Origin of the sequence: Halovenus rubra, assembly GCF_026586665.1 — an archaeon.
Taxonomy (GTDB): Archaea; Halobacteriota; Halobacteria; order Halobacteriales; family Haloarculaceae; genus Halovenus; species Halovenus rubra.
On the sequence record NZ_JAODIY010000047.1, the window covers coordinates 33,964 to 53,007 of the forward strand.

Consider the following 19,044-nt stretch of genomic DNA (forward strand, 5'->3'; position numbering starts at 1 on the left):
TACTCGCTACGTACCGGGCGTTGACTGTATACTGGTAACTACCTACCGTTACAAATCTCTGTCGGGACTGAACACGGTGGGGGTATGGTATCGGATAAGTGCCTTTTGCCGGACAGGAACTACTTTCATACACTGTTTGACTCTCGATTCCGTTGGCGACACTCACAAGACAGACAAAGCCTGACGTGTTCTTGGCGGATTCCATAATCCGGGTTCTGATGGTCGAATCTGCACTGCGAACCCTCGGCCCTCACGCCTCTAGCGCTTCGAGTACTTCATCTGCTTTGTCAGTCGGCGTATAATACGTCTGTCCGTGCGTGCTATCACCATCTTTCTGTGAGGCACTGTCGTCTCTCTTTGCCGGCGTTCTGTCGGATTCTACGACCAGACCGACTTGCCGTAGGGTGCGGTACAGATGTCGGACGTATTCGAACTGCATTGTTTCATCTACAGCAGTCATCCGCGGTGAGTGTGGATCGTCGTTGACTACCTGCTGAAGAATAGTTTTCGCGTCGGGGAGGTGACGGAGGTGGTTCAGTTGTCCCTCGGGCTCAGAGAGGAATCGAAGGAGATGGTCCCCCTCCCGGGAGAGGCGGTAGTAAGTGTGATGCTGGCGTACTTCATTGGTCTTTTTTGCTTTGACATTCCGTTGCTTGACGGTCCCTGACTCGATACGTTCGAGTATCTCGGCGGCTTCCATATCTTTGCACAACTGCTCGACCCGGTCACGCTCTGCGTCGAGATAGCCAGCCATCGATTTTGGGTAGTTTCCGTCCACGTGGTCAAGATGATAGCAGATGAGGTATGCGACCGGGTGTGCAGGCATCGGCTGTAGCTGTTCGACAATCTGTTGCTTTCGTTGGAGTACCGCTTCAAGTTCGTTCGCTCGTTCGTATCGCGACTCGGCGTTGTTTGCAGGGGCCGCCTCGAAGTCGAGAGTAACTGTAAGTGACTCTCCGGTCGGTGCTTCGAGTGTGAGTGTCAACTCACCGGTTTCCCACTGGTCGCCAGACTGTTCGCGTGCCTGTTTGAGCGCCCGTTCGACCTCCTGATACCGGGTCATAATCGTGTCAGCTTCCAGGCGGAGGCGGTCAATCTCGGCCTGAGATGCCATTGTAGTCGACTGATAACACTCTGTCTGTTTGAATCCTCCGTGTCCAACTGTTTTCTTGCCAACGACTCAGTTTCGGGTAGCACAGCCCACTGGCCCACAGCCTTATCGAGACACAGCTATTACAACGAGACAGTATGGTGCTTACGCCAACTGTACTCCGAGAGTACGACGCGAGTACACCGACAGAGACGGCAACGGCCACATTCGGACTCGGGTGTTTCTGGGGGCCTGACGCTACGTTCGGTGCGGTCGACGGCGTCGTCAAAACGAGGGTCGGGTACGCCGGCGGCACGAAAGATGAACCATCTTATCGATGTATCGGTGACCACACTGAAGTTGTTCAACTCGAGTACGACCCCGAACAGGTCGCGTTTCGAGAACTGCTTGACATTGCTTTTGCCGAACACAGTCCGTCCCATCAGCCCGAAAAACGACAGTACCAGCATATCATCTTCACTGACAGTGACTCTCAACGGCAGACCCTCGACAAGTATCTGGACACCAACGGGTACGACCCTGATACTATCGGGACACGGCTTGAACCACTTTCAGCGTTTCATGTTGCCGAACTATATCACCAGAAGTTCAACCTTAGCGGGAAACGCTGGATTACCGAACCGTTGGAAAAAGCAGGCTACGACGACAGAGCCATCAGAGAGTCTCCCGCGGCCGCCAAGCTAAACGCCCACGTTGCTGGTCACGATATTACTGTTCCGTTTCTGTCGGAACCAGCGGGGTACACGCCGGGCCCGCAGTCTACGTAAGACTCGCCGTTACTTGGGTGTCCGACCGAGTAGCGTTTAGCTATTACTCTACCAATTAGGACTCTTCTTTCAGACGTGTGTGCCGATTGTTGGGACTCATCGTCGAAAAAACGGAAAAAGCAGCAGAGAGACCTACGTTCTTGAGCGTCCTGTCGTTACATCATGCCGCCCATGCCGCCGCCCATGCCGCCCATGCCGCCGGCACCGCCGGGACCGCCATCTTCGTCGGACTCTCCCGACTCGATAATATCGTCAATTTTGAGGACGAGGTTCGCAGCCTCACTTGCAGAGGTAAGCGCCTGCTTTTTGGCGCTAGGTGTCTCGACGACGCCTGCCTCGAAGGTGTCTTCGATTTCGCCGCTGAAGACGTTCAGGCCGGCCTGCTCTTTGCCCTCACTGTGTGCAGCGCGCAGGTCGACGAGCGTGTCGATGCTGTCGAGTCCGGCGTTCTCGGAGAGGACGCGGGGGACGACATCGAGTGCATCGGCGTACGCTTCGACTGCAAGCTGTTCGCGGCCGCTGACACCGTCAGCGAACTCACGCAGGCGTGCAGCGACTTCGACTTCAGGAGCACCGCCGCCAGGCAACGCCTCGCCACGGCTCATGGCCGTACCGACAACGTCGAGTGCGTCCTCGACGCCGCGTTCGAGTTCGTCGACAACGTGCTCGGTCGAGCCACGGAGGAGAAGCGTCACGCCGTGGGAGTAGTCATCGGTTCCTTCGATGTAGAACAGCTCTTCGTCGTCGTCGCGGCGGAACGTACCGGTTCCGAGGTGGTCCTCGGTCGCGGTGTCGAGATTGGAGACAACGTCAGCACCGATAATCTCGCGGAGGAACTCAACGTCAGAGCGCTTGACGCGCTTGAGGCCGAGGATACCTTCCTTGGCGAGGTAGTGCTGGACCATGTCGTCGATGCCCTTCTGGCAGACAACAGCGTCGACGCCGAGGTCGACAATCTGGTCGACTTTCTCGCGAAGTTCCTGTTCTTCTTGCTCGATGAAGTCCTGAAGCTGGTTCGGGTCGGTGACGCTGACCTGCGTATCAGCTTCGGCTTCGTCGAGTTCGAGGGGCTCGTCGATGACCAGAATGCTTGCGTCATCGAGGTCGCTTGGCATCTCCTCGTGAACGGGGTCTTTGTCGATAACTGCGCCTTCGAGGAGTTCGGAGTCACCGGCACCGCGACCGGTCTGGGTCTCGACTTTCAGGAAAGCAAGGTCGACGATGGTCGAGCCGTCCTCTGCTTCGACGGTCACGGCGTCGGCAGCGTCGACAATAAGGTCCGAAAGGTCTTCTTTGTGCTGTTCGGCACCTTTTCCGGTCATCGAGGTCTGGGCAACTTTGCGGAACGTCTCGCGGTCGTCGCCGTCGACATCGATGGTGATGTTGTCAACTTCTTTGCGGGCCTGCTCGGCTGCGAGATTGAAGCCTTTGATGATGGCCGTCGGGTGGATATCCTGGTCAAGAAGCTCCTCGGCGTTTTTGAGGAGTTCTCCAGCAATTGCGACTGCGGTTGTCGTGCCGTCGCCAGCTTCGTCTTCTTGGGTTTCGGCGACTTCGACAATCATCTCGGCGGTCGGATTGTCGATATCCATCTCTTCGAGGATTGTGACGCCGTCGTTTGTGACGACGATGTCACCGAGGGAGGTGACAAGCATTTTGTCCATCCCTTTCGGACCGAGCGTTGAGCGTACCGACTCCGCTACGGCGCGAGCGGCGGCGATATTGTGCTCCTGAGCGCTCTTGTCTTTCATTCGTTCTGCGTCGTCACCCATAATAATCATGGGCTGACCCTGCATCTGCTGACTCATAATCACTCGAAGTTTGCATGTGGTTCTATATAAATGTATGTGTTTTCGTCCGATATTCCCGCAACGTTCTCAACAACGAATTTCTGCGAACCGCCATACGTGAGGCTATGAGAACAATAGTCATGTGTGTAGTTAACACATATTTGCCGTTAGCCACGATGGGTTTTATAATATACAATATGCCATAGAACACTTTGCGGTCTTTGCCTGTCCACTTTGATTCGTACCGACACTTTTTATCAGGGGACTAACTTTTCGCAAGCGCCAGCGTTTGTCTCAAACTAACCAACCTGTATTCACTTCGGGCACTCATTGAGTGGCTTGCTCAGAACTACAAGCCGTTTACAACAAGACTGTCCTTTGAAAATAGAACACCGGTGTTGTGTCGTACAACGCGAACCGTGGGCATCAGTTGTTCCCAGACCAGTCAGGACAGGCTTCCATGTCGTCCATCAGGTCATCGTGGAGACTGCAGTGGGGGACGATTTCATCGTCGACACTGACGTATTCGAAGTGGCTACAGTTGCCACAGTACGTGTCGGGCTGGCCGCGTTCTTTTGCTGATTCGAGGACAGTCTCTTCAATTGCCGGGTCGGTTTCGACTGCAATTCCACCGTCGCTTGTCGGTTCACCCGTTACAGCTGAACTATCGGTCTCTGTCGGTGCCTTTTTTTTGTCTCTCGTGTCTGTCAACACGACAGAATCATCGGTCTCTTCTGGATTCGGTTGCGTGTCGTCGTTTGTCTGTGTCGGAACAGTGCCGTCAGGTTCGCCTCCGAACAGTCCGACACTCCCGAAACCGGGAATTGATGGGGTGTCTCCTGACTCCAGTGCTCCGTTTGAGCCAGTATTGATAACACGAACTTTTCCCTCCTCGGTAATTTCGATGCGTGCAGTCCCACCAGGGTCATCTCGTGTTTTGAACGTTGCGACAGCGATAAACAGACACCAGAATGTCACAAGTGTCCCCGTCGCGTACACTGCGGCTGTCCCAACTGCGAGCTGTGGATTCGAGGCGAGCCACTTGTAGGGGTATGCATAGCTAAAGAGAGCAACCCCGAAGATTGCGAGGCTTGCGCCGATGGCGGCTGCTGCTCGCGTTGTATTACTCGCCGGGAGAACGACAAAAATGCCGACAAAGACAGCCGGTAAGCCCAGCCCAGCTAACACACCACCTGCCTGCCGAGCCTGATAGATGTCGAGACCGAACCACGACGAGAGGTCTGTCGTCGCAATCGGAATCGCACCTACAACGAGCAACACACCGACGGCGAACACGGAGATACCTAGCCACCGCTGCTGTGGCGTCACGACCGTCCGCCCTCCTTGGTACACTTCGGACAGGTCAGTCATACCTCTTCATTAGGCGACAATCCACAAAACTACCCGTCAGACACTCGTCCGACGCCATTGGGTGTTTTGTCTTTCTCGCCTAACTTGGCTGGCCCGTGTCACAACAATCAAATCGACGGCGAGTAAACAGACATCTATGACAGACGACAGCGATGACGAACCGGTCATCGAACTGGGTGATGGCAAACCGGTTGAGGGTGCACCCCTCGCCCGTATCTCGGCTCGCTTCATGTGGGGCATCGAAAAAACGACTATCGTAGAGCGTGAGGGCGAGACACTGATTCGGACGCCGGATGGCTCCCGCGAACTGGCCGAGATTCTCGACGACGTCGAGCACACGTATTTCGACACACGCCAGAGTTTTGAGGACGCTGTCAATGAAGCGATTGGCCCTGGCATTGTCCCGACTGCAGGCAATAATACCGAAGAGTCTGAAGCTGTCGAGAATTCTGTCTCAGACAACGAGGACGACTCTACAGAGTAACTCCTTGGCGGGCTCAGTCCAGATTCGGGAGCAGCATACGGACACGGGTTCCGTCGTCGTCACACTGCTCAAAGGAGAGCTCTCCGTCGAGTCGGGTGAGGCACCATTTTACAATCCAGAGTCCAATCCCACTCCCATGTAAGAGCTCAGTCTCCTCGTTTTCTTCAATTGGCTTGAGGACTTCTGCTGGTATCTGGGGTCCGTTATCTTCGATCTGGAGTTCACAGTTGTACTGAGAGTCGAGCACTTCCCGGACTACGACAGTAATCTGTGTCTCGTCTCTGTCGTTATAGAGGAGTGAGTTTTCAAGGAGTTCATTCAGTGCATTCCAGAGCAGCTTCTTATCTGTGGTAATACTCGGTACATCGTCCGGATACTCGGCAGTACAGACTGCATCCGTGCTCTCGTTGTATTTCTGGAGAACCGGATTCACCAGCGAATCGATTTGGAAGGTGGTTGACTCCAGTGGCGCGTCGATGGCAAGCTGCTCCAGTGCTCGTGCCTTATCAGTCGTCTGCAGTAGCTCATCCACAACGGCCCGAATTTTGACTCCGGCAACGACTGGGTCGCTCGCGTGGTTTTCGGCGAGTGAGTCTGCCGCCAGTCGTATCACGTTAAGTCTGTTTCGCAAGTCGTGGCGCAGCACCCGATTCAGTACCTGATAGTACTGGTCTTGAAGCTGTTCGCGTGTCGGGTCCTCAGAGAGCAATCCAAGCTGTCGAAACTTGGCCATCTCGTCGACGACAATAACCATCCGTGTTATTTCTTCATCAACAATCCGATGAAATACGCTAAAATGTGTCTCTATCTCGCCGTCTGTTGGCTCGATGCCATACGCTGGCTCGACCTGTTTTTGCTTGCTGACTGCCCGGACAACGACGGTGTTATCTTCAACGACAGTCTGGTTAATCTCTGTCTCGGTAGGAACAAAACTCCGGTCGCTCTGCCCGATCTCTGCGACGTATTCTGCACTTGTCATCGACGTGCCGTTGACGACAACTGTCGCGTCCTCAGCGAGATACCGTTCGGCGGCAGCGACTCGTGACTCTGTATGTGCGATATTGATATACTCATGTACAATGCCGACGTTATTTTGTGCTGTCATTTTAGCCCTTCTCGTGGGTCTCTCCCATCCGAAAGGCATTCTTGGTTTACCCCGTTAACTGTTTCGGCTATTTCGCCGGTGTTGGTGCTTGGTTAGGTATCTTTTCACACCAAACTATGAGGGATGGTCGGATTTTAGGTGACCACGTTACGTTCAAGCCAGCATTTTATTGTGGGGTGGGTCAAATCGCTGGTATGTCACTCCCAATCGATCCCACACAGCTTACTGACGAAGACATCGGTGAAGAGCAGGTAACACTCGCGATGGACCACGAGGATGCGATTGAGTTCGTCCGTGAATGCTGTCTTGAAGCCGGCTTTGGCATCCCGGTCGAGTTCTCACCCTCCGATATGCTCAACGAGAAAGTTGACGCTGACCGTGACCCGTACTACGTTCTCGGTGCATGTAACCCCAAGATGGCAAACCGAGCGCTCGCTCTCTCCGAGAAACAGATTGGGGCGCTTTTCCCATGTAACATGATTATCTGGGAGAAAGAACCAGGTCGACAGCAGGTGTATCACGTCTCTATCATGCGGGTTGCTCGACTTGCTGGAATGGCTCCCGACAACGATGAGTGGGCTGATCTCGTCGCAGCTACCGGCGACCTCGTTGACACGTGTTTCGAACAATTACGTGCCGAGGCAGTTGACACCGACTGAAACAGGCAACGTCTTTTCTTTTGATATGTGATTGCTTGCTCTGCGGAAAAGCCACTAGCTAACTGATTATCTGGGTCGCTGCACGCGGCGGACGAAGACAGGTTTTTATTACTCCCCATCAAGTCAGTTATTAGCAATGGCGCGCTGGAACTGTGCAATCGAAGGTGACGACGCGACGTTCGACCGGGTCGAGGAATTGATGGTCCACCAAGCCGCCGAACACGAGCGTATCAAATGCAACGTCTGTGGTGCCGTCGTGCCTGATGGCTACTTCGCTATCAGACACGCATTCGACGAACACTCTCGTGCAGAATACGTTCGTGCGTACGAGGCTTCCGCGGCAGAAGTCCGCCGTCGCGAGAAGGTCAAGGAGGCTATCGAGGATGTTGCGGACCTCCGCGAAGTTGTTGACCGACTCGACGAATGAAGACACAACGGTATTTTATCTGCCCGATACCTACATCTGTCCGATGACGAACTCCAGTCGAGTATATCTCGGAGTGTACGTACTCTGTATTGGGGCTCTTTCGGCGCTTACCATCGGGCTTTCCTACGCTGTATTTATGGCTGGGTTCTCTGCAGGCGTCGAGTCGTTTATTATCGACCCATCTGAAACTGTCAAACAGAATCCGCTAGGGATTCTCGCTCTTCTGGGCATCTTTGTGTCTCTGTTTTTGCTTTTTGCGACGGTCGTCGTTGGTGGGTCCCGATACGCTAACTTGGACCGTGTGAACAGTTCGGAATCTGAATGACTATCACTGCTTTTCGAATAATTGTCTCTTTTTTTCTTCACTTCAAGCACTCTTGATAGTAAAAATTCCAAGAGTACACTACTGTATGCGGATTACCATTATTTATGATGGTATCTGGGGTGCTTATTTAGTTGTTAAGTGTCTACTCACGGCTGATGACAAATACGGGGCTTGTATTCGATAAACTGTCTGATACAGTCTTAGAAATTCGTGATACGATTTCGAACTAGCAGTACCGCATCGAGAGCCCCGAACCGATGGACGTAGAACCAACCGACTATGACGACTTTCCCGGGCCAGTCACGGATTCTGTTGTTATCACTCAAAATCAGAAAGCATCTCTGAGGCAGCACAGTCTGTGCTTACGCGATGCTTCTATCTAGATTGTCTGGTCAGGACTGAGGGGCTTTATCCAGTTGATTTGCAGGAACGTCACGACTTCGAGGAAGTTTCACAGAAGAAATCAAGGCGGATGCCACGGGGCTTGACCCTGAGGCAGTTGACTGAAGCCTGTTTTTCGACGGGTACACAACTCTGGAGTGGAAACTCGGGCACATGGAAATTGACGTTGAGCCAGTGGAGTCCATCGACGATGTGGACACTGAAACGCTGCCGTCGAGTGTTGACGCCGCCGAATACGTCCTTTACGGCGGGAAAGGCGGTGTCGGCAAGACGACGATGGCCGCTGCAACGGCACTTGCCAGTGCTGGCAACGGCACGGAGACACTCGTCGTCTCGACAGACCCAGCACACTCGCTATCGGACACGCTGGAAACTACCATTCCGGAGGAACCAGCACGGATTCACGATGAGATTCCGCTCTACGGTGCCGAAATCGACCCCGAAGCCGCCCTCAAAGACGGCCCCTTTGGGATGGACGGTGGCGGCAATCCACTTGCTGGGATGCTCGGTGACGAGGTGGCTGACCCGCTTGGGGGGTCGATGCCCGGCGCAGACGAGGCCGCTGCAATCCGGCTTCTCTTGGAGTATCTCGACGACCCGCGTTTTGAGCGTGTTGTTGTCGACACCGCACCAACAGGGCACACGCTTCGCCTACTCGAACTGCCCGAGATGCTTGACTCAATGATGGGGAAGTTAGTCACCTTCCGCGAGCGGATGAGTGGGATGTTAGATATGTTTGGGGATGAACCCAAAGAAGAGGAGATCGACAGTCTTCAGGAGTTTTCGGCGCGTATCGAACGCCTTCGCGGGCTGCTCCGAGACCCCGAACTGACAGATTTCCGCCTTGTGATGGTCCCTGAAGAACTGAGTGTCCGCGAGTCCGAGCGGATGCTCGACCGCCTCGACGAATTCGGTGTCCCGGTCGGCACAGTCATCGTCAACCGTGTGATGCAGGAACCGACAGAGGTGGCCGAGTTAGACCCTGACTGGTTTGTCGCTCCTAACCACACGGACTGTGAGTTCTGCTCCCGTCGCTGGGAAGTCCAACAACGCGCCCTCTCTCGCTCACAGGATATCTTCCGTGGACACAACGTTCGGCGGATGCCACTACTTGCTGAAGAGGTCCGTGGTGAGAAACTGCTGCGCGTCGTTGCTGCCTGTCTAGCGGAGTGAAGAGACGTCGTGAGTCGGTCCCGAGAGCTACATGAAATCGGCAATCCCTGCCTGCTTGTTCGTATCATCCTCGAAGATACGGTCGATTCGAGTTTCGAGAATTTCGAGGCGCTGTTTCGTATAGTCTCGGCAGTCGAACTCTTCGGCGACGTGGATGGCAGTGTCCATGTACTTGTTGACCGAGCCCTCGTGGACGGTCAGGTTGATATCTCCGCCACACGTTGGACAGTTTCCGGAGAGGGGCGCACGCCGGAATTTCTCGCCACAACCAAGACACCGAAACTCCTGACTTGAGAAAGCCTTGAGATTGCCCAGCAGGTCCGGCAGGAAATGGAACTCAATGATGCGCTCGGCTACGTCGGTCTGGTCGACCGCCCGGAGTTTGCGCGAGAGCGCAAGCTGGGCATCCATCTTTTCCTGCATCGAGCCCAGCGTTTTGTACGCCGAGAGGTCCGGGCCGGCCGCGATATCGGTTGTATCGTGTGAGTGGTCAAATCCGCTATACTCTCGGTTGGTCCCCAGCGTCTCTTCTGCGATAGTCATTATCTCTTCGACCTCACCAGTTTCGGCGAGATTCCGCGTCGCTTCATAGAATGCGAGCGGATACTTACGCATGATGTCGACGTTGTGTGCCTCGTCGTCGATTTCTGCGGGGTCGATACGTGAGGACATCACCAGCGGTGCGTCCATCTGTCCTCCACGCTGGTCAGGGAGGAACTGCTTGCTGAAATTGAGTAGGCCATCGAGCAGGAGCATCACGCAGTCTTCGTCACCATCGCACTGGGCGGTGTATAGGCCATTTGCGACCAACGTATGCGTGTTTTCGACTGTGAGACAATACGTATACTCGCTGTCGGCGGTGACGTATTCGACAGCGCTGATTTCGTCGAGCCATACCTCACCGCCGTCACTGAGCAGCTGAGGACGACCATCGTACGATACAGGAACAGCATCGGGTTGACTCGGTGACGGTACGTTGTCACCAGCTTCGAGTTCAGTAGCTGTGACCCGCTGCACCGAGTCGTCATATTTGAGCATCTCGTGATCTGGCGTCACTGTTAGTTTCCGACCGCCACGGGTTTTGATTTCGACGAGATGGTCTGGTGCTGGATGTCTAGATACGGCGTTGACCGGCTGGATACGTTCTCTCCCGTCATCCGTGATTGATGGGACGTAGATATCCTCGTCGAGTTCCTGAATCAGCGTTCCGAAATCGTCACTCTGTGGATTGTTCAGTCGCTTCTCGACGAGAGTTTCAATGGCGTCGTGATGCCAGTCACTCTCTGCGTCTTGATACCAGACTTTCGTCTCCGGATGGAAACAGTTTCTTCGTTTTGCCGCATGGAAGTATGGATGTGCGTATCCGACGGCAGCGCTGGTGAAGCCGACAACGCGCCCAACGGTGGCGGCGCTCGTATGAGGTGCCATCCCGAAGACGAGTTCGCCGACGAGGTCGTCGCGCTCTTTTAGTTCGTAGTAGGGGTCTAGTCCGTAATACTTGCTAAGCAGGTCATCGACGAAGTCGGCCGTTTTCAGCATGTGTTTTGCGGCCCCGTCCGAGAGAACCACATCTTGCACGTTGAGCTCGACCAGTTGGTCGCTGTGACGGAGCGGGTCGCCGTTGATATCTTCGTGGTAGCCGAGTTCACGGAACTGTTCGACAGTCACATCTAACTCCTCTGGGCGGACGGCGGTAACCGGCAGGTCAGTCATATCGTAGCGGATGGTGCCGTCTTTGAACACGGAGATGTCGTGTTTCGCTCTGAGGATTCCTTTTTCGATTGGTTCGGGTGTCTTTTCTTCTGAGGTAAGTCGCTTGACAGCTTTGAGCTTCTCGAAGGCAGCCGGTCGCTCGCCGACAGCATCGAGGGCTTGTTTGTACTCCTGTCGGAGATGCATCGTCCGGTCCTGCGTTGGACTGGCCAGGACCTCACAGTTGGGACACTCTGCCCGCCCGGACTCGTCGGGCTCGACCTCGCGGTCACAGTCAGGACAGACATAGACTGCCTCTGCCACATCACCACAGTCGGGACAGCGTGCCCGGTAACTTCGTGTCCCACAGGAGCGACACTCACGCCGACCAACTTCGGCCTCTATCTGCCCACGGGTCCCTTCGACTTCGTCGCCGTGGTCGGCTGCGTCACCAACTGAGCGCTGGTTTCCGCCTGCGTCTCTGATCGGAAATAGTGTGTGGACTGCCGGTGAAAGTTCTCGTTCTTCGGATTTCTCTGGGCGACCCATCCGGTTGCCGATTCGGGTTGGTGCCCGTTCGCGCACGGTAAAGGGAGCAATCTCATTGATTGCCTCGATGGCGTTTGCTCCGTCGTCGTACAAGCGGGCACGCTCGCTCAACTGGTCGACTGTCCAAGACCGCTTCAGGTCGTCATCGAACCCAACTGTCCGGATGAGTGGCTTCCATACTGGAATCGAAAGCGTCTCCTCGTTTTGGGTGTGCTCGACCAGCAGGGTTTCGAGTGTCCGTCTGACCTGCTCTGTATGCGGAACAACAAGCACGTCAGCTCTTGACTGCGCGTTCGAGGGGCTGGACCCATTGCCGCCACCGGAGTTTGTCTCCATTGCGCCGTCAGTTGCGACCAGCTCACCCGCCTCGATTGCGTCGGCAAGCGCGTCGACAGCGTCGACGCTTACGTCGTGCCAGACGTAGGTGTATTTCGGGTGGAGCGGCGCATCGAACTCAGTTGCCCACTCCAATGCCTTGTCCGTTGTCGGGTCTGTCAGGTCGACCTCAGTGCTATCATGCAATGCTTGTACTGGTGCGGTGGTCTCCTCGAACTCTTGGACCCACCACTCATACACATACGAAGCCGGCGCGAGTGGATGGTTGTTTTCGACGAACTCGCCGTAGTTGACGAGGTACTCCCCGAGGTCGAGAATTCGCTTCACTCCGTTACGAATTTCGAGTGCTTCGTCGGCATCATCGATACGACGAACGTCTCCGTTTGCGAGTCTGACAGTCGGGCCCTCGATGGTATCGACTGGGACGACACCAGCGGCTTTCCCCGGACGTTCGGTCTTTATTTGAGTTCCTGTAGCAAGGAAGTCATCGACAAGATGCATTGTTGCTGGGTGGACACCTGCGGTGGCGTGTCCGTGGTTTCGGGCCCGCCCGTAGCGCAGCCGGAAGCCGCCCGACTCACTCGGGTGTGAAAACACCGGCCGACCGGCGATGAGGTCCTGCAAGAACTTTTTCGATGAATCTGCTCGAAGTGGGCCAGCAGGTGTAGCGTCGTCATCTGAGCCTGTGTCTGTCGTTTCTTTGCCGTCTGTCTCGCCTTCGTCTGATTTCTCGTTGTCACTCTCGTCGTTACTGTCAGCTGTTGGGTCGTCGCCGTAGTTGCCGTCGATGAGGTCCTGTAGCCAAGGCCAGTCGATTTCGTCAAGGTTGCGCGTATAGCGCTGTATCTTGGGAGCTTTGAGTGCGATTCCCTCGCCGAAGACAAGACACATTCCGCCGCGTGCAGAGTTGGTAGCGACTCTATCGAGGTCTCGAAACCCCGATACTTCTTCGTCGCCAGTTGCCTCGCCGTCGAGCATAATCGGCATATGCTTGGCGATGAACTTTCCCTCCTTTTCTTTGGGAGCATACTGGAGACCGGTTTCCTCGTCGTAGAGCCCGACCTCTTCGGCGTAGCGGTTGACCTCGATATCGCGTGGTTTGTACTCGTCGATGCCAAGCAACGACCGAGCGTAGTCGGCTACGAGCACCGAGAGTGCCTGTGCTGTCCCGCCTGCTGACCGGATTGGGCCGGCGTAGTAGACGTTAACGAACTCGGTGCCATCGTCGTTTTCGAGGAGTTCCACACGGTCGATTCCCTCGATTGGGGCAGCGACGACACCCTCAGTGAGCAGTGCAACGGCAGTCCTGACTGCACCCTCGACTTTCCCAGCTCGCGTCTCGTAGTCGCCAACGCTCCCGTCAACGAAGTCCTCGACAAGTTCGAGCGCAGCCTCTTCACGAGACATCTCTCCTTCGAGTTCGCGGACACGTTCGGCAACTCCGTCGATACCGAGGATATTCTCGACGCGGTCGGCCATATCCTTGGCGACCGGAATCTCGACTTCGGGTGTAGGGTCGCCACCACGTTCGCGTGCTGCGTTGGCGACTTCGAATGCGTTGTCGAGTTCGGTTTCGAGTCGCTCGAAGTATCGTTCGTCTTCTGGCGTCATTTACAGTGGCCAGAGGTCAAGGTCGGTCTCCTCGTCGTGATACCGTTCAAGTGTCGCTTCAAACTCGCGGACGTACAACTCCCCGGCGAATGTAGTCGCCGTATCGAGATGCCCAGCGATGGTCGAGCCATCTTCACGCGAGAGGACGACATGAGTGTGAGCAAATCGCTCGTCACCAAGCCACGAGATGTTGCCGATTGCCGGAGTCATCTCGAAGTGTTCGTCAAAACAAAGAGTGTCGTACTCTTGTTGTTCCTGGTCATAAAATTTAAGCGTCGCATCAGAGACCGCACCGATACCCATGAAAAACGCGGCATCAATACGTTCCTCGGCTGCGAATGCCTCGATTTGTGCGCGCCAGTCTTGCCCGTGTTCAAGCCGGGCAACGTACTCGCGTGCACCTTCGACCTCTTGATAATCCATGTTGAAAATGGACGAGTGGTGCGTAAAAAACTGTTTGGTCCGACCGGCCAGCTAGCACAACTATCGCCTAAAGTAGCCCATAGTCGCTGGTCACATCCCCCTCGTCTTCGGCAAACATGGAAGTTAAGAGTCAGCCAGTCAACCAGCCGGGTATGGAGCTGTTTGCAGTCGTCGTGACGGCGTTCTGGGCGATGCTTCCGGCCTATATTCCGAATAATGCCGCGGTACTCGCTGGCGGCGGGCGACCAATCGACGGCGGCCGAACCATGGGTGGAAGCCGCCTGTTGGGTGACGGAAAGACGTGGCGTGGCACGCTCGTCGGCTGGGTAGCTGGTGCACTAGTCGCAGTCGCGCTCAATGCAGTTCAACCAACTGTCACCGACTTGCTCGATGTTGAGTTGCTGACCTTCCCCGTCGCCATTGCACTCGCCTTACCACTCGGTGCGATGCTCGGAGACATCGGTGCATCGTTCGTGAAACGTCGGAGTGGTCGCAAACGTGGTGCGCCGTTCCCGGGCCTTGACCAGCTGGATTTCGTCGTCGGTTCGCTGGCACTCGCCTTTGTCGCCGACTTTGCCGCCTCGATATCGTGGTTTACCGAGACGTTCACGCTCTCGGTACTCGCAACTGTCTTCGTATTGACGCCAATTCTTCACGTCTCGACGAACGGCCTTGCGTACGTCCTCGGTTTGAAAGACGAACCCTGGTAAGACGAGACTGTACCACAGCGGGCAACGGTCGTTAGAGCAGGAGGTTGACGACCGGGAGTAACAGCGGGAGAGCGTTCCCTGAGAGGAGGCTCACCATTTTGTTCACGTCCAGTGGCCACGTCGGCGCAGCCCGAAACGCCCCCCATTCTGGCCCGTTACAATCCTCAAAGGAATCGATTGTGTCGCCGGCTGATGGCGCCCGACCACGGCTTGCCGCCCCTCGTTTACCTTGATACTTGCGGGTGAGCCTCTGCTTGTCACGTGCCATCTTTGCGTGAAGAGACCAGAACGAATAATATCCCCAGGCAACGGCCCCGAGGGTGTACGAGACGACTGGCCCGATAAAGCTAATTGCCCAGATAGTAAGGGTAAGCGGGTCAGTGAATCCGGTTACGCCCTCCTGTGGAAGTTCTAACCCTCCGACAATATACAGCCGATATACAAGATATAGCCCGGCAAATGAGAGGATGAGATTGATGCGAGTCGCGAACCGACCGAAATCACGAAAGCCGCCGTAGCCATCAATGTGGAATGGCTCGTAGTGAAAGCCGACTCCACTGTAGGTCTTATTCTCGTTCAGCAGCATGTTAAGATACCACACTAAAATAAAAAACTTGAATACGATCGTTACAAGCGCGGCGTTCAACAGGAAATTCACGACAAGCCCCACCGAGTAGTTCAGGTTCTGTGGTCCCCAGCCGATAGTCCAGGCGATAAGAAATTGTGCTGCAAAGAGTGTCCCAAAGAGACGAGATGGACGGATGAGACCGAACAGGCGACGTTCGTTGAACGCGGCGTTCAAATCCGTCAGGAACGCCCGGTACTGTTCGGAGTTATTGATGATATCATCATTTCTATCCCCGAGTTTCACGAACATGTGTTCAATTCGTAACACTCCTTCGTACAGTAACATCGCTCCAAGCAACATACTCAGCAGATAGCCCGAAGTGAGAACAACATTTGGCTCAACCTGACTCGGATGTTCGGCGGTTGTGACGAGATAGATAGACAGCAAGACGCCGATAGCCAGCACAGCCACCAGTCCGTAGGTGACGATACCATCAGAAAATTTGCGGGTGTTGATAGCCCCGACTGTCCCAAGCAACCCGACTAACACCGGAACAATAGCAACAAAGAGCCCACACAGGAGAGCTTCTTGCCCGGCGAGCTCAGGGAGGAATGCTCCCCAGCCGTTCACGTCTACTGTTGGGAGTACCGGCCCGAGAAAGATTGCAACTGTCGCGACGAGTATCACCAGTGGGGCGTGGCGCACCAACTGCCGGGGCACACCGCTGAGGAACCTGAAGCGGACTGGCTCACTATCATCTGTGCCCTCACGAACCGGATAAAAGGTGGGCAAGTCATCTCCTTCTTGCTTGGCCGTAATATATGGCCACGAATCGATCCGTCTAATTTGTGGGAGACTCTCACAGGTGTGATGTAGATGGAGGTCTGACCCACCGTCAGTCCACCGTATCCAGAGGGTACCGAGCGAGTCGGCGTCGGCCGGACGGTCGGCGGTCCATGGTCCGTCAGCGGCTGATGGCTCAGTACTGTCCGTCGAATCCCCTTTTTTCGACCCCGGCGATTCTGACTGTGTCTCCTGAGGACTGTCTTCCGTTTCGTTCATCCAGCCTGTGTAGGTAGTCAGGCCGGTGTAAAATAATTCATGCGTGACACTCTGTGGCAGTGTTATACTCTCCAGTCAGAGTGATCGCTCACAGCGGCTTTCCAGTGTCGAAGTAGTGGGCAAGGACGTATCCACCGAGGAACATGCCGCTGCCGATGTTTCCGAGCAGATGGTTTTCGTGTCGGACATACCACGCGAGCACGGCAATTCCGACGACGAGGATACCGATGCCCGCAACGAAGCCAACGGCGCGCACCGGGTTCGCCGGTGCAATTGCCCGCAGCTGTGTCAGCACCCCCAAAAGAGACCAGTTTGTGTCGGCAGCCGCGCCGCTGTCCTGATGACCCGACTCTGCTTTATCCGCTGTTCCTTTTTGCTCAGGGCCGTTTGCATCGTCAACGAAGACGCCAGTTACTCCGTAATGAGCGACAAGATACCCTGTCCAAGAGAGAAATCCGGCAACGTAGACGAGGACGACCTTACTCTGAGAGGCCCAGATAAACCCTGACGCCATCGACATCGCCGTCACCGCAAGACCACCAAGGAATACGACGCCCCGGGCGATATCTCTCAGAACTGTGTTCTCGTGGCGTGTACTCATAGCAACACCCAGTTGAGTCCAATATGGCCGAAAATGTATCCGCCGATACAGACAAGCCCGGCAAGCAAGCCAGTTGCCGGGTCCCATGACTGAATTGTTATCGCAAATAGCCGCATTCCGGCACCAAGACCGAGGACGCCAAGCAAGACAAAGACTCCTCTCAAGAGTACGAGCGGGCTTGTACTAGCGTTTTCTTTTGCGTTTGCCTGCTCGCCGGCTTGGCTTGCGGTCGGGAGCAGCGTCGTCGTGAGCGGTTCATCCCGATTGCGGTACGTTCCGGCCTGTGTAATGTGATAGCCAGCGAAGAAAAACGCGAAACCAAGAGAGACAATAGCCACTCTGAGTGCGAAGTGTGGCGTGTCAAAGAGTGGGAGTGATGGGGCAAACGCGGCCAGTGTCGCCGTCCCTGCCCCAAATCCCACGACGACGTTGCCCCCCACCGCCCAGTAGACATCACGCCGTTGTGGATACATATCCATCTGATGTAAGCTAATGCTGTTAAAACCATCGCTCGGGGTAAGTTTCTTTCCTGTATAGCCGTCTGTACGTGGCATCTGTGTCGGTGTTAGCTGACACTTGCTGTTGTCGTCTGTCGGGATTGTGTCCAGCAAATCATTATGAAGGAGTCTGCTGATATGTAAACAATGACCGTGATTGACGCCGACACACTTGAAGTGTTCGCAGCCTCGTTGCTGGGAGAACTGGGCACGCCAGCCGACACTGCCGCGAAAGTCGCCGTTTCCCTGGTTGATGCTGACCGCAAGGGACACACCTCCCACGGCGTACTCCGTATTCCAACGTACGGTGAGATGATTGCCGATGGCGTTCTCGTCCCCGATGGCAAGCCAACAACCGAACACAGTGCAGGGGGGACAGCTGTTGTCGATGGACAAAATGCGTTCGGACAACTCGTCGGACGGACTGCAGTGGATATTCTTGTCCAGCGAGCCACCGAAGATGGGCTTGCTGGCGTCGGTATCCAGAACGCGACCCATCTGGGTCGAATCGGTGAATGGGCCGAGCAGGTCGTCCAACAGGGATTGTGCTTTCTCTCGTTTGTTCATACCTCGGGTGGCGGACTCGTTGTCGCACCTGCTGGCTCAACCACGCGGCGATTTTCGACGAATCCAATTACCGCTGCTGTTCCGACGTTTGGTAAGTTACCGTTCCCGATCGTTCTTGATATGGCTACATCGCAGGTCGCACACGGTAAGCTTGATGCCGCCGAAGCTGACGACCGAGCGCTTCCCGACGAGTGGGCAGTCACACCAGAGGGGGAGCCGCTGACTGACCCAAGCGAGATGGGGTCGTTCCGTGCGGGTGACGAGTGGGGAGCGATTCGTCCACTTGGCGGTACAACCGCCGGTCACAAAGGCACTGGTCTGGCTGTCATGGCCGAACTGTTCGCCGGCTTGCTTGGTGGGGGACCAGTTGCGGGCCAGCGCGACCCCGAAGCCTGGTTTAACAACGGCGCATACTTCATGGCAATCGACCCAACAAGATTCGGTGACAGAGAGCGGATGGAAAGACAGGTCGACGCATTCGTCGAGCACTTTCGAGCCGCCGATTCGGAGCCGTCCGTGGCGGCTGGCGATGTCGCTGGCTCGAAGCCCCTGTTGCCTGGCGAGGCCGAATACCAGACTGCACGAGAACGGTCCGACGAGGGTATTCCGCTCCCTGAGCGGGTTGTCGACCAGCTTACCGAGTTAGCTGTAGCACACGATGTAGACCATCCGTTTGTCGGCGAGTAAATTTCTCATCAGATTCGTGATGTGTGGGTAGGGATACTTTCTGTGACGTCGACACTGAGCCAAAAAGAGCGTCGGCCAACTACTGTGTACGCGACCAACGAAACCACGAGCAAAAAGGTGTCTCGTG

General features: G+C 55.4%; 17 protein-coding genes. 8 read left to right on the plus strand and 9 right to left on the minus strand.

The features are described from left to right. Positions 1–250 precede the first annotated feature (250 nt). Positions 251–1,114: a DUF2250 domain-containing protein gene (locus N5098_RS16855; RefSeq protein WP_267639005.1), complete on the minus strand. Its 864-nt coding sequence runs from the start codon at positions 1,112–1,114 to the stop codon at positions 251–253. 134 nt (positions 1,115–1,248) lie between these two features. Between N5098_RS16855 and N5098_RS16860 the strand changes: the two genes are divergently transcribed. After that, positions 1,249–1,878, plus strand: a complete 630-nt coding sequence (locus N5098_RS16860) for a peptide-methionine (S)-S-oxide reductase MsrA (protein WP_267639006.1) — start codon at positions 1,249–1,251, stop codon at positions 1,876–1,878. A 155-nt stretch (positions 1,879–2,033) separates the two neighbouring features. Here the strand turns inward: N5098_RS16860 and thsB are convergent, their stop codons facing one another. Next, a complete protein-coding gene (gene thsB, locus N5098_RS16865) occupies positions 2,034–3,686 on the minus strand; it encodes a thermosome subunit beta (RefSeq protein WP_368408039.1) in 1,653 nt (550 codons plus the stop codon). A 408-nt stretch (positions 3,687–4,094) separates the two neighbouring features. After that, positions 4,095–5,039 (minus strand): cell division protein CdpA domain-containing protein, encoded by a 945-nt coding sequence (locus N5098_RS16870; protein ID WP_267639007.1) that lies wholly within the window; start codon positions 5,037–5,039, stop codon positions 4,095–4,097. A gap of 136 nt (positions 5,040–5,175) precedes the next feature. Here N5098_RS16870 and N5098_RS16875 point away from each other — a divergent pair, with 136 nt between their 5' ends. Continuing rightward, entirely contained in the window at positions 5,176–5,523 is a 348-nt protein-coding gene (locus N5098_RS16875; RefSeq protein ID WP_267639008.1) for a DUF5789 family protein, read from the plus strand. A gap of 13 nt (positions 5,524–5,536) precedes the next feature. Here N5098_RS16875 and N5098_RS16880 read toward each other — a convergent pair whose 3' ends face one another. Continuing rightward, positions 5,537–6,628, minus strand: a complete 1,092-nt coding sequence (locus tag N5098_RS16880) for an ATP-binding protein (RefSeq protein WP_267639009.1) — start codon at positions 6,626–6,628, stop codon at positions 5,537–5,539. Between the two features lie 194 nt (positions 6,629–6,822). Between N5098_RS16880 and N5098_RS16885 the strand changes: the two genes are divergently transcribed. The 4 genes from N5098_RS16885 (at position 6,823) to N5098_RS16900 (ending at position 9,614) form a co-directional block, all read left to right on the plus strand. Then, entirely contained in the window at positions 6,823–7,287 is a 465-nt protein-coding gene (locus N5098_RS16885) for a DUF302 domain-containing protein (RefSeq protein WP_267639010.1), read from the plus strand. A gap of 136 nt (positions 7,288–7,423) precedes the next feature. Beyond that, the gene (locus N5098_RS16890; protein ID WP_267639011.1) at positions 7,424–7,714 is read left to right on the plus strand and encodes a DUF7565 family protein; all 291 of its coding nucleotides are present in this window, start codon (positions 7,424–7,426) and stop codon (positions 7,712–7,714) included. Next, positions 7,671–8,039, plus strand: a complete 369-nt coding sequence (locus tag N5098_RS16895) for a hypothetical protein (RefSeq protein ID WP_267639012.1) — start codon at positions 7,671–7,673, stop codon at positions 8,037–8,039. The genes N5098_RS16890 and N5098_RS16895 overlap by 44 nt, the downstream gene beginning before the upstream one ends. A gap of 555 nt (positions 8,040–8,594) precedes the next feature. Further along, positions 8,595–9,614 (plus strand): ArsA family ATPase, encoded by a 1,020-nt coding sequence (locus N5098_RS16900; RefSeq protein ID WP_267639013.1) that lies wholly within the window; start codon positions 8,595–8,597, stop codon positions 9,612–9,614. A 27-nt stretch (positions 9,615–9,641) separates the two neighbouring features. On the opposite strand, the gene N5098_RS16905 is transcribed toward N5098_RS16900, so the two are convergent. Both N5098_RS16905 and N5098_RS16910 read right to left on the minus strand, forming a co-directional pair. Further along, positions 9,642–13,802: a DNA-directed DNA polymerase II large subunit gene (locus N5098_RS16905; protein ID WP_267639014.1), complete on the minus strand. Its 4,161-nt coding sequence runs from the start codon at positions 13,800–13,802 to the stop codon at positions 9,642–9,644. Continuing rightward, on the minus strand, positions 13,803–14,225 hold the full coding sequence (locus N5098_RS16910) for a PPC domain-containing DNA-binding protein (RefSeq protein ID WP_267639015.1): 423 nt from the start codon (positions 14,223–14,225) through the stop codon (positions 13,803–13,805). It lies immediately after the preceding gene. A gap of 152 nt (positions 14,226–14,377) precedes the next feature. On the opposite strand from N5098_RS16910, the gene N5098_RS16915 reads away from it, so the two are divergent. Further along, a complete protein-coding gene (locus tag N5098_RS16915) occupies positions 14,378–14,935 on the plus strand; it encodes a CDP-2,3-bis-(O-geranylgeranyl)-sn-glycerol synthase (RefSeq protein ID WP_267639016.1) in 558 nt (185 codons plus the stop codon). 31 nt (positions 14,936–14,966) lie between these two features. Here N5098_RS16915 and N5098_RS16920 read toward each other — a convergent pair whose 3' ends face one another. The 3 genes from N5098_RS16920 to N5098_RS16930 form a co-directional block, all read right to left on the minus strand. Next, positions 14,967–16,565, minus strand: a complete 1,599-nt coding sequence (locus N5098_RS16920; protein WP_267639017.1) for a hypothetical protein — start codon at positions 16,563–16,565, stop codon at positions 14,967–14,969. Between the two features lie 88 nt (positions 16,566–16,653). Then, positions 16,654–17,166, minus strand: coding sequence for a hypothetical protein (locus tag N5098_RS16925; protein WP_267639018.1), 513 nt, complete (start codon positions 17,164–17,166; stop codon positions 16,654–16,656). Then, positions 17,163–17,639, minus strand: a complete 477-nt coding sequence (locus N5098_RS16930; protein WP_267639019.1) for a hypothetical protein — start codon at positions 17,637–17,639, stop codon at positions 17,163–17,165. The genes N5098_RS16925 and N5098_RS16930 overlap by 4 nt, the downstream gene beginning before the upstream one ends. A gap of 171 nt (positions 17,640–17,810) precedes the next feature. Between N5098_RS16930 and N5098_RS16935 the strand changes: the two genes are divergently transcribed. Then, complete coding sequence (locus N5098_RS16935) at positions 17,811–18,917, plus strand: Ldh family oxidoreductase (protein ID WP_267639020.1); 1,107 nt, start codon at positions 17,811–17,813, stop codon at positions 18,915–18,917. Positions 18,918–19,044 lie beyond the last annotated feature (127 nt).

What these genes read in the sequence shown, in the direction of transcription:
- N5098_RS16855 (WP_267639005.1), bottom strand. Translation starts at nt 1,114, where the DNA reads ATGGCATCTCAGGCCGAGATTGACCGCCTCCGCCTGGAAGCTGACACG.
- N5098_RS16860 (WP_267639006.1), top strand. Translation starts at nt 1,249, where the DNA reads ATGGTGCTTACGCCAACTGTACTCCGAGAGTACGACGCGAGTACACCG.
- thsB (WP_368408039.1), bottom strand. Translation starts at nt 3,686, where the DNA reads ATGAGTCAGCAGATGCAGGGTCAGCCCATGATTATTATGGGTGACGAC.
- N5098_RS16870 (WP_267639007.1), bottom strand. Translation starts at nt 5,039, where the DNA reads ATGACTGACCTGTCCGAAGTGTACCAAGGAGGGCGGACGGTCGTGACG.
- N5098_RS16875 (WP_267639008.1), top strand. Translation starts at nt 5,176, where the DNA reads ATGACAGACGACAGCGATGACGAACCGGTCATCGAACTGGGTGATGGC.
- N5098_RS16880 (WP_267639009.1), bottom strand. Translation starts at nt 6,628, where the DNA reads ATGACAGCACAAAATAACGTCGGCATTGTACATGAGTATATCAATATC.
- N5098_RS16885 (WP_267639010.1), top strand. Translation starts at nt 6,823, where the DNA reads ATGTCACTCCCAATCGATCCCACACAGCTTACTGACGAAGACATCGGT.
- N5098_RS16890 (WP_267639011.1), top strand. Translation starts at nt 7,424, where the DNA reads ATGGCGCGCTGGAACTGTGCAATCGAAGGTGACGACGCGACGTTCGAC.
- N5098_RS16895 (WP_267639012.1), top strand. Translation starts at nt 7,671, where the DNA reads ATGTTGCGGACCTCCGCGAAGTTGTTGACCGACTCGACGAATGAAGAC.
- N5098_RS16900 (WP_267639013.1), top strand. Translation starts at nt 8,595, where the DNA reads ATGGAAATTGACGTTGAGCCAGTGGAGTCCATCGACGATGTGGACACT.
- N5098_RS16905 (WP_267639014.1), bottom strand. Translation starts at nt 13,802, where the DNA reads ATGACGCCAGAAGACGAACGATACTTCGAGCGACTCGAAACCGAACTC.
- N5098_RS16910 (WP_267639015.1), bottom strand. Translation starts at nt 14,225, where the DNA reads ATGGATTATCAAGAGGTCGAAGGTGCACGCGAGTACGTTGCCCGGCTT.
- N5098_RS16915 (WP_267639016.1), top strand. Translation starts at nt 14,378, where the DNA reads ATGGAGCTGTTTGCAGTCGTCGTGACGGCGTTCTGGGCGATGCTTCCG.
- N5098_RS16920 (WP_267639017.1), bottom strand. Translation starts at nt 16,565, where the DNA reads ATGAACGAAACGGAAGACAGTCCTCAGGAGACACAGTCAGAATCGCCG.
- N5098_RS16925 (WP_267639018.1), bottom strand. Translation starts at nt 17,166, where the DNA reads ATGAGTACACGCCACGAGAACACAGTTCTGAGAGATATCGCCCGGGGC.
- N5098_RS16930 (WP_267639019.1), bottom strand. Translation starts at nt 17,639, where the DNA reads ATGTATCCACAACGGCGTGATGTCTACTGGGCGGTGGGGGGCAACGTC.
- N5098_RS16935 (WP_267639020.1), top strand. Translation starts at nt 17,811, where the DNA reads ATGACCGTGATTGACGCCGACACACTTGAAGTGTTCGCAGCCTCGTTG.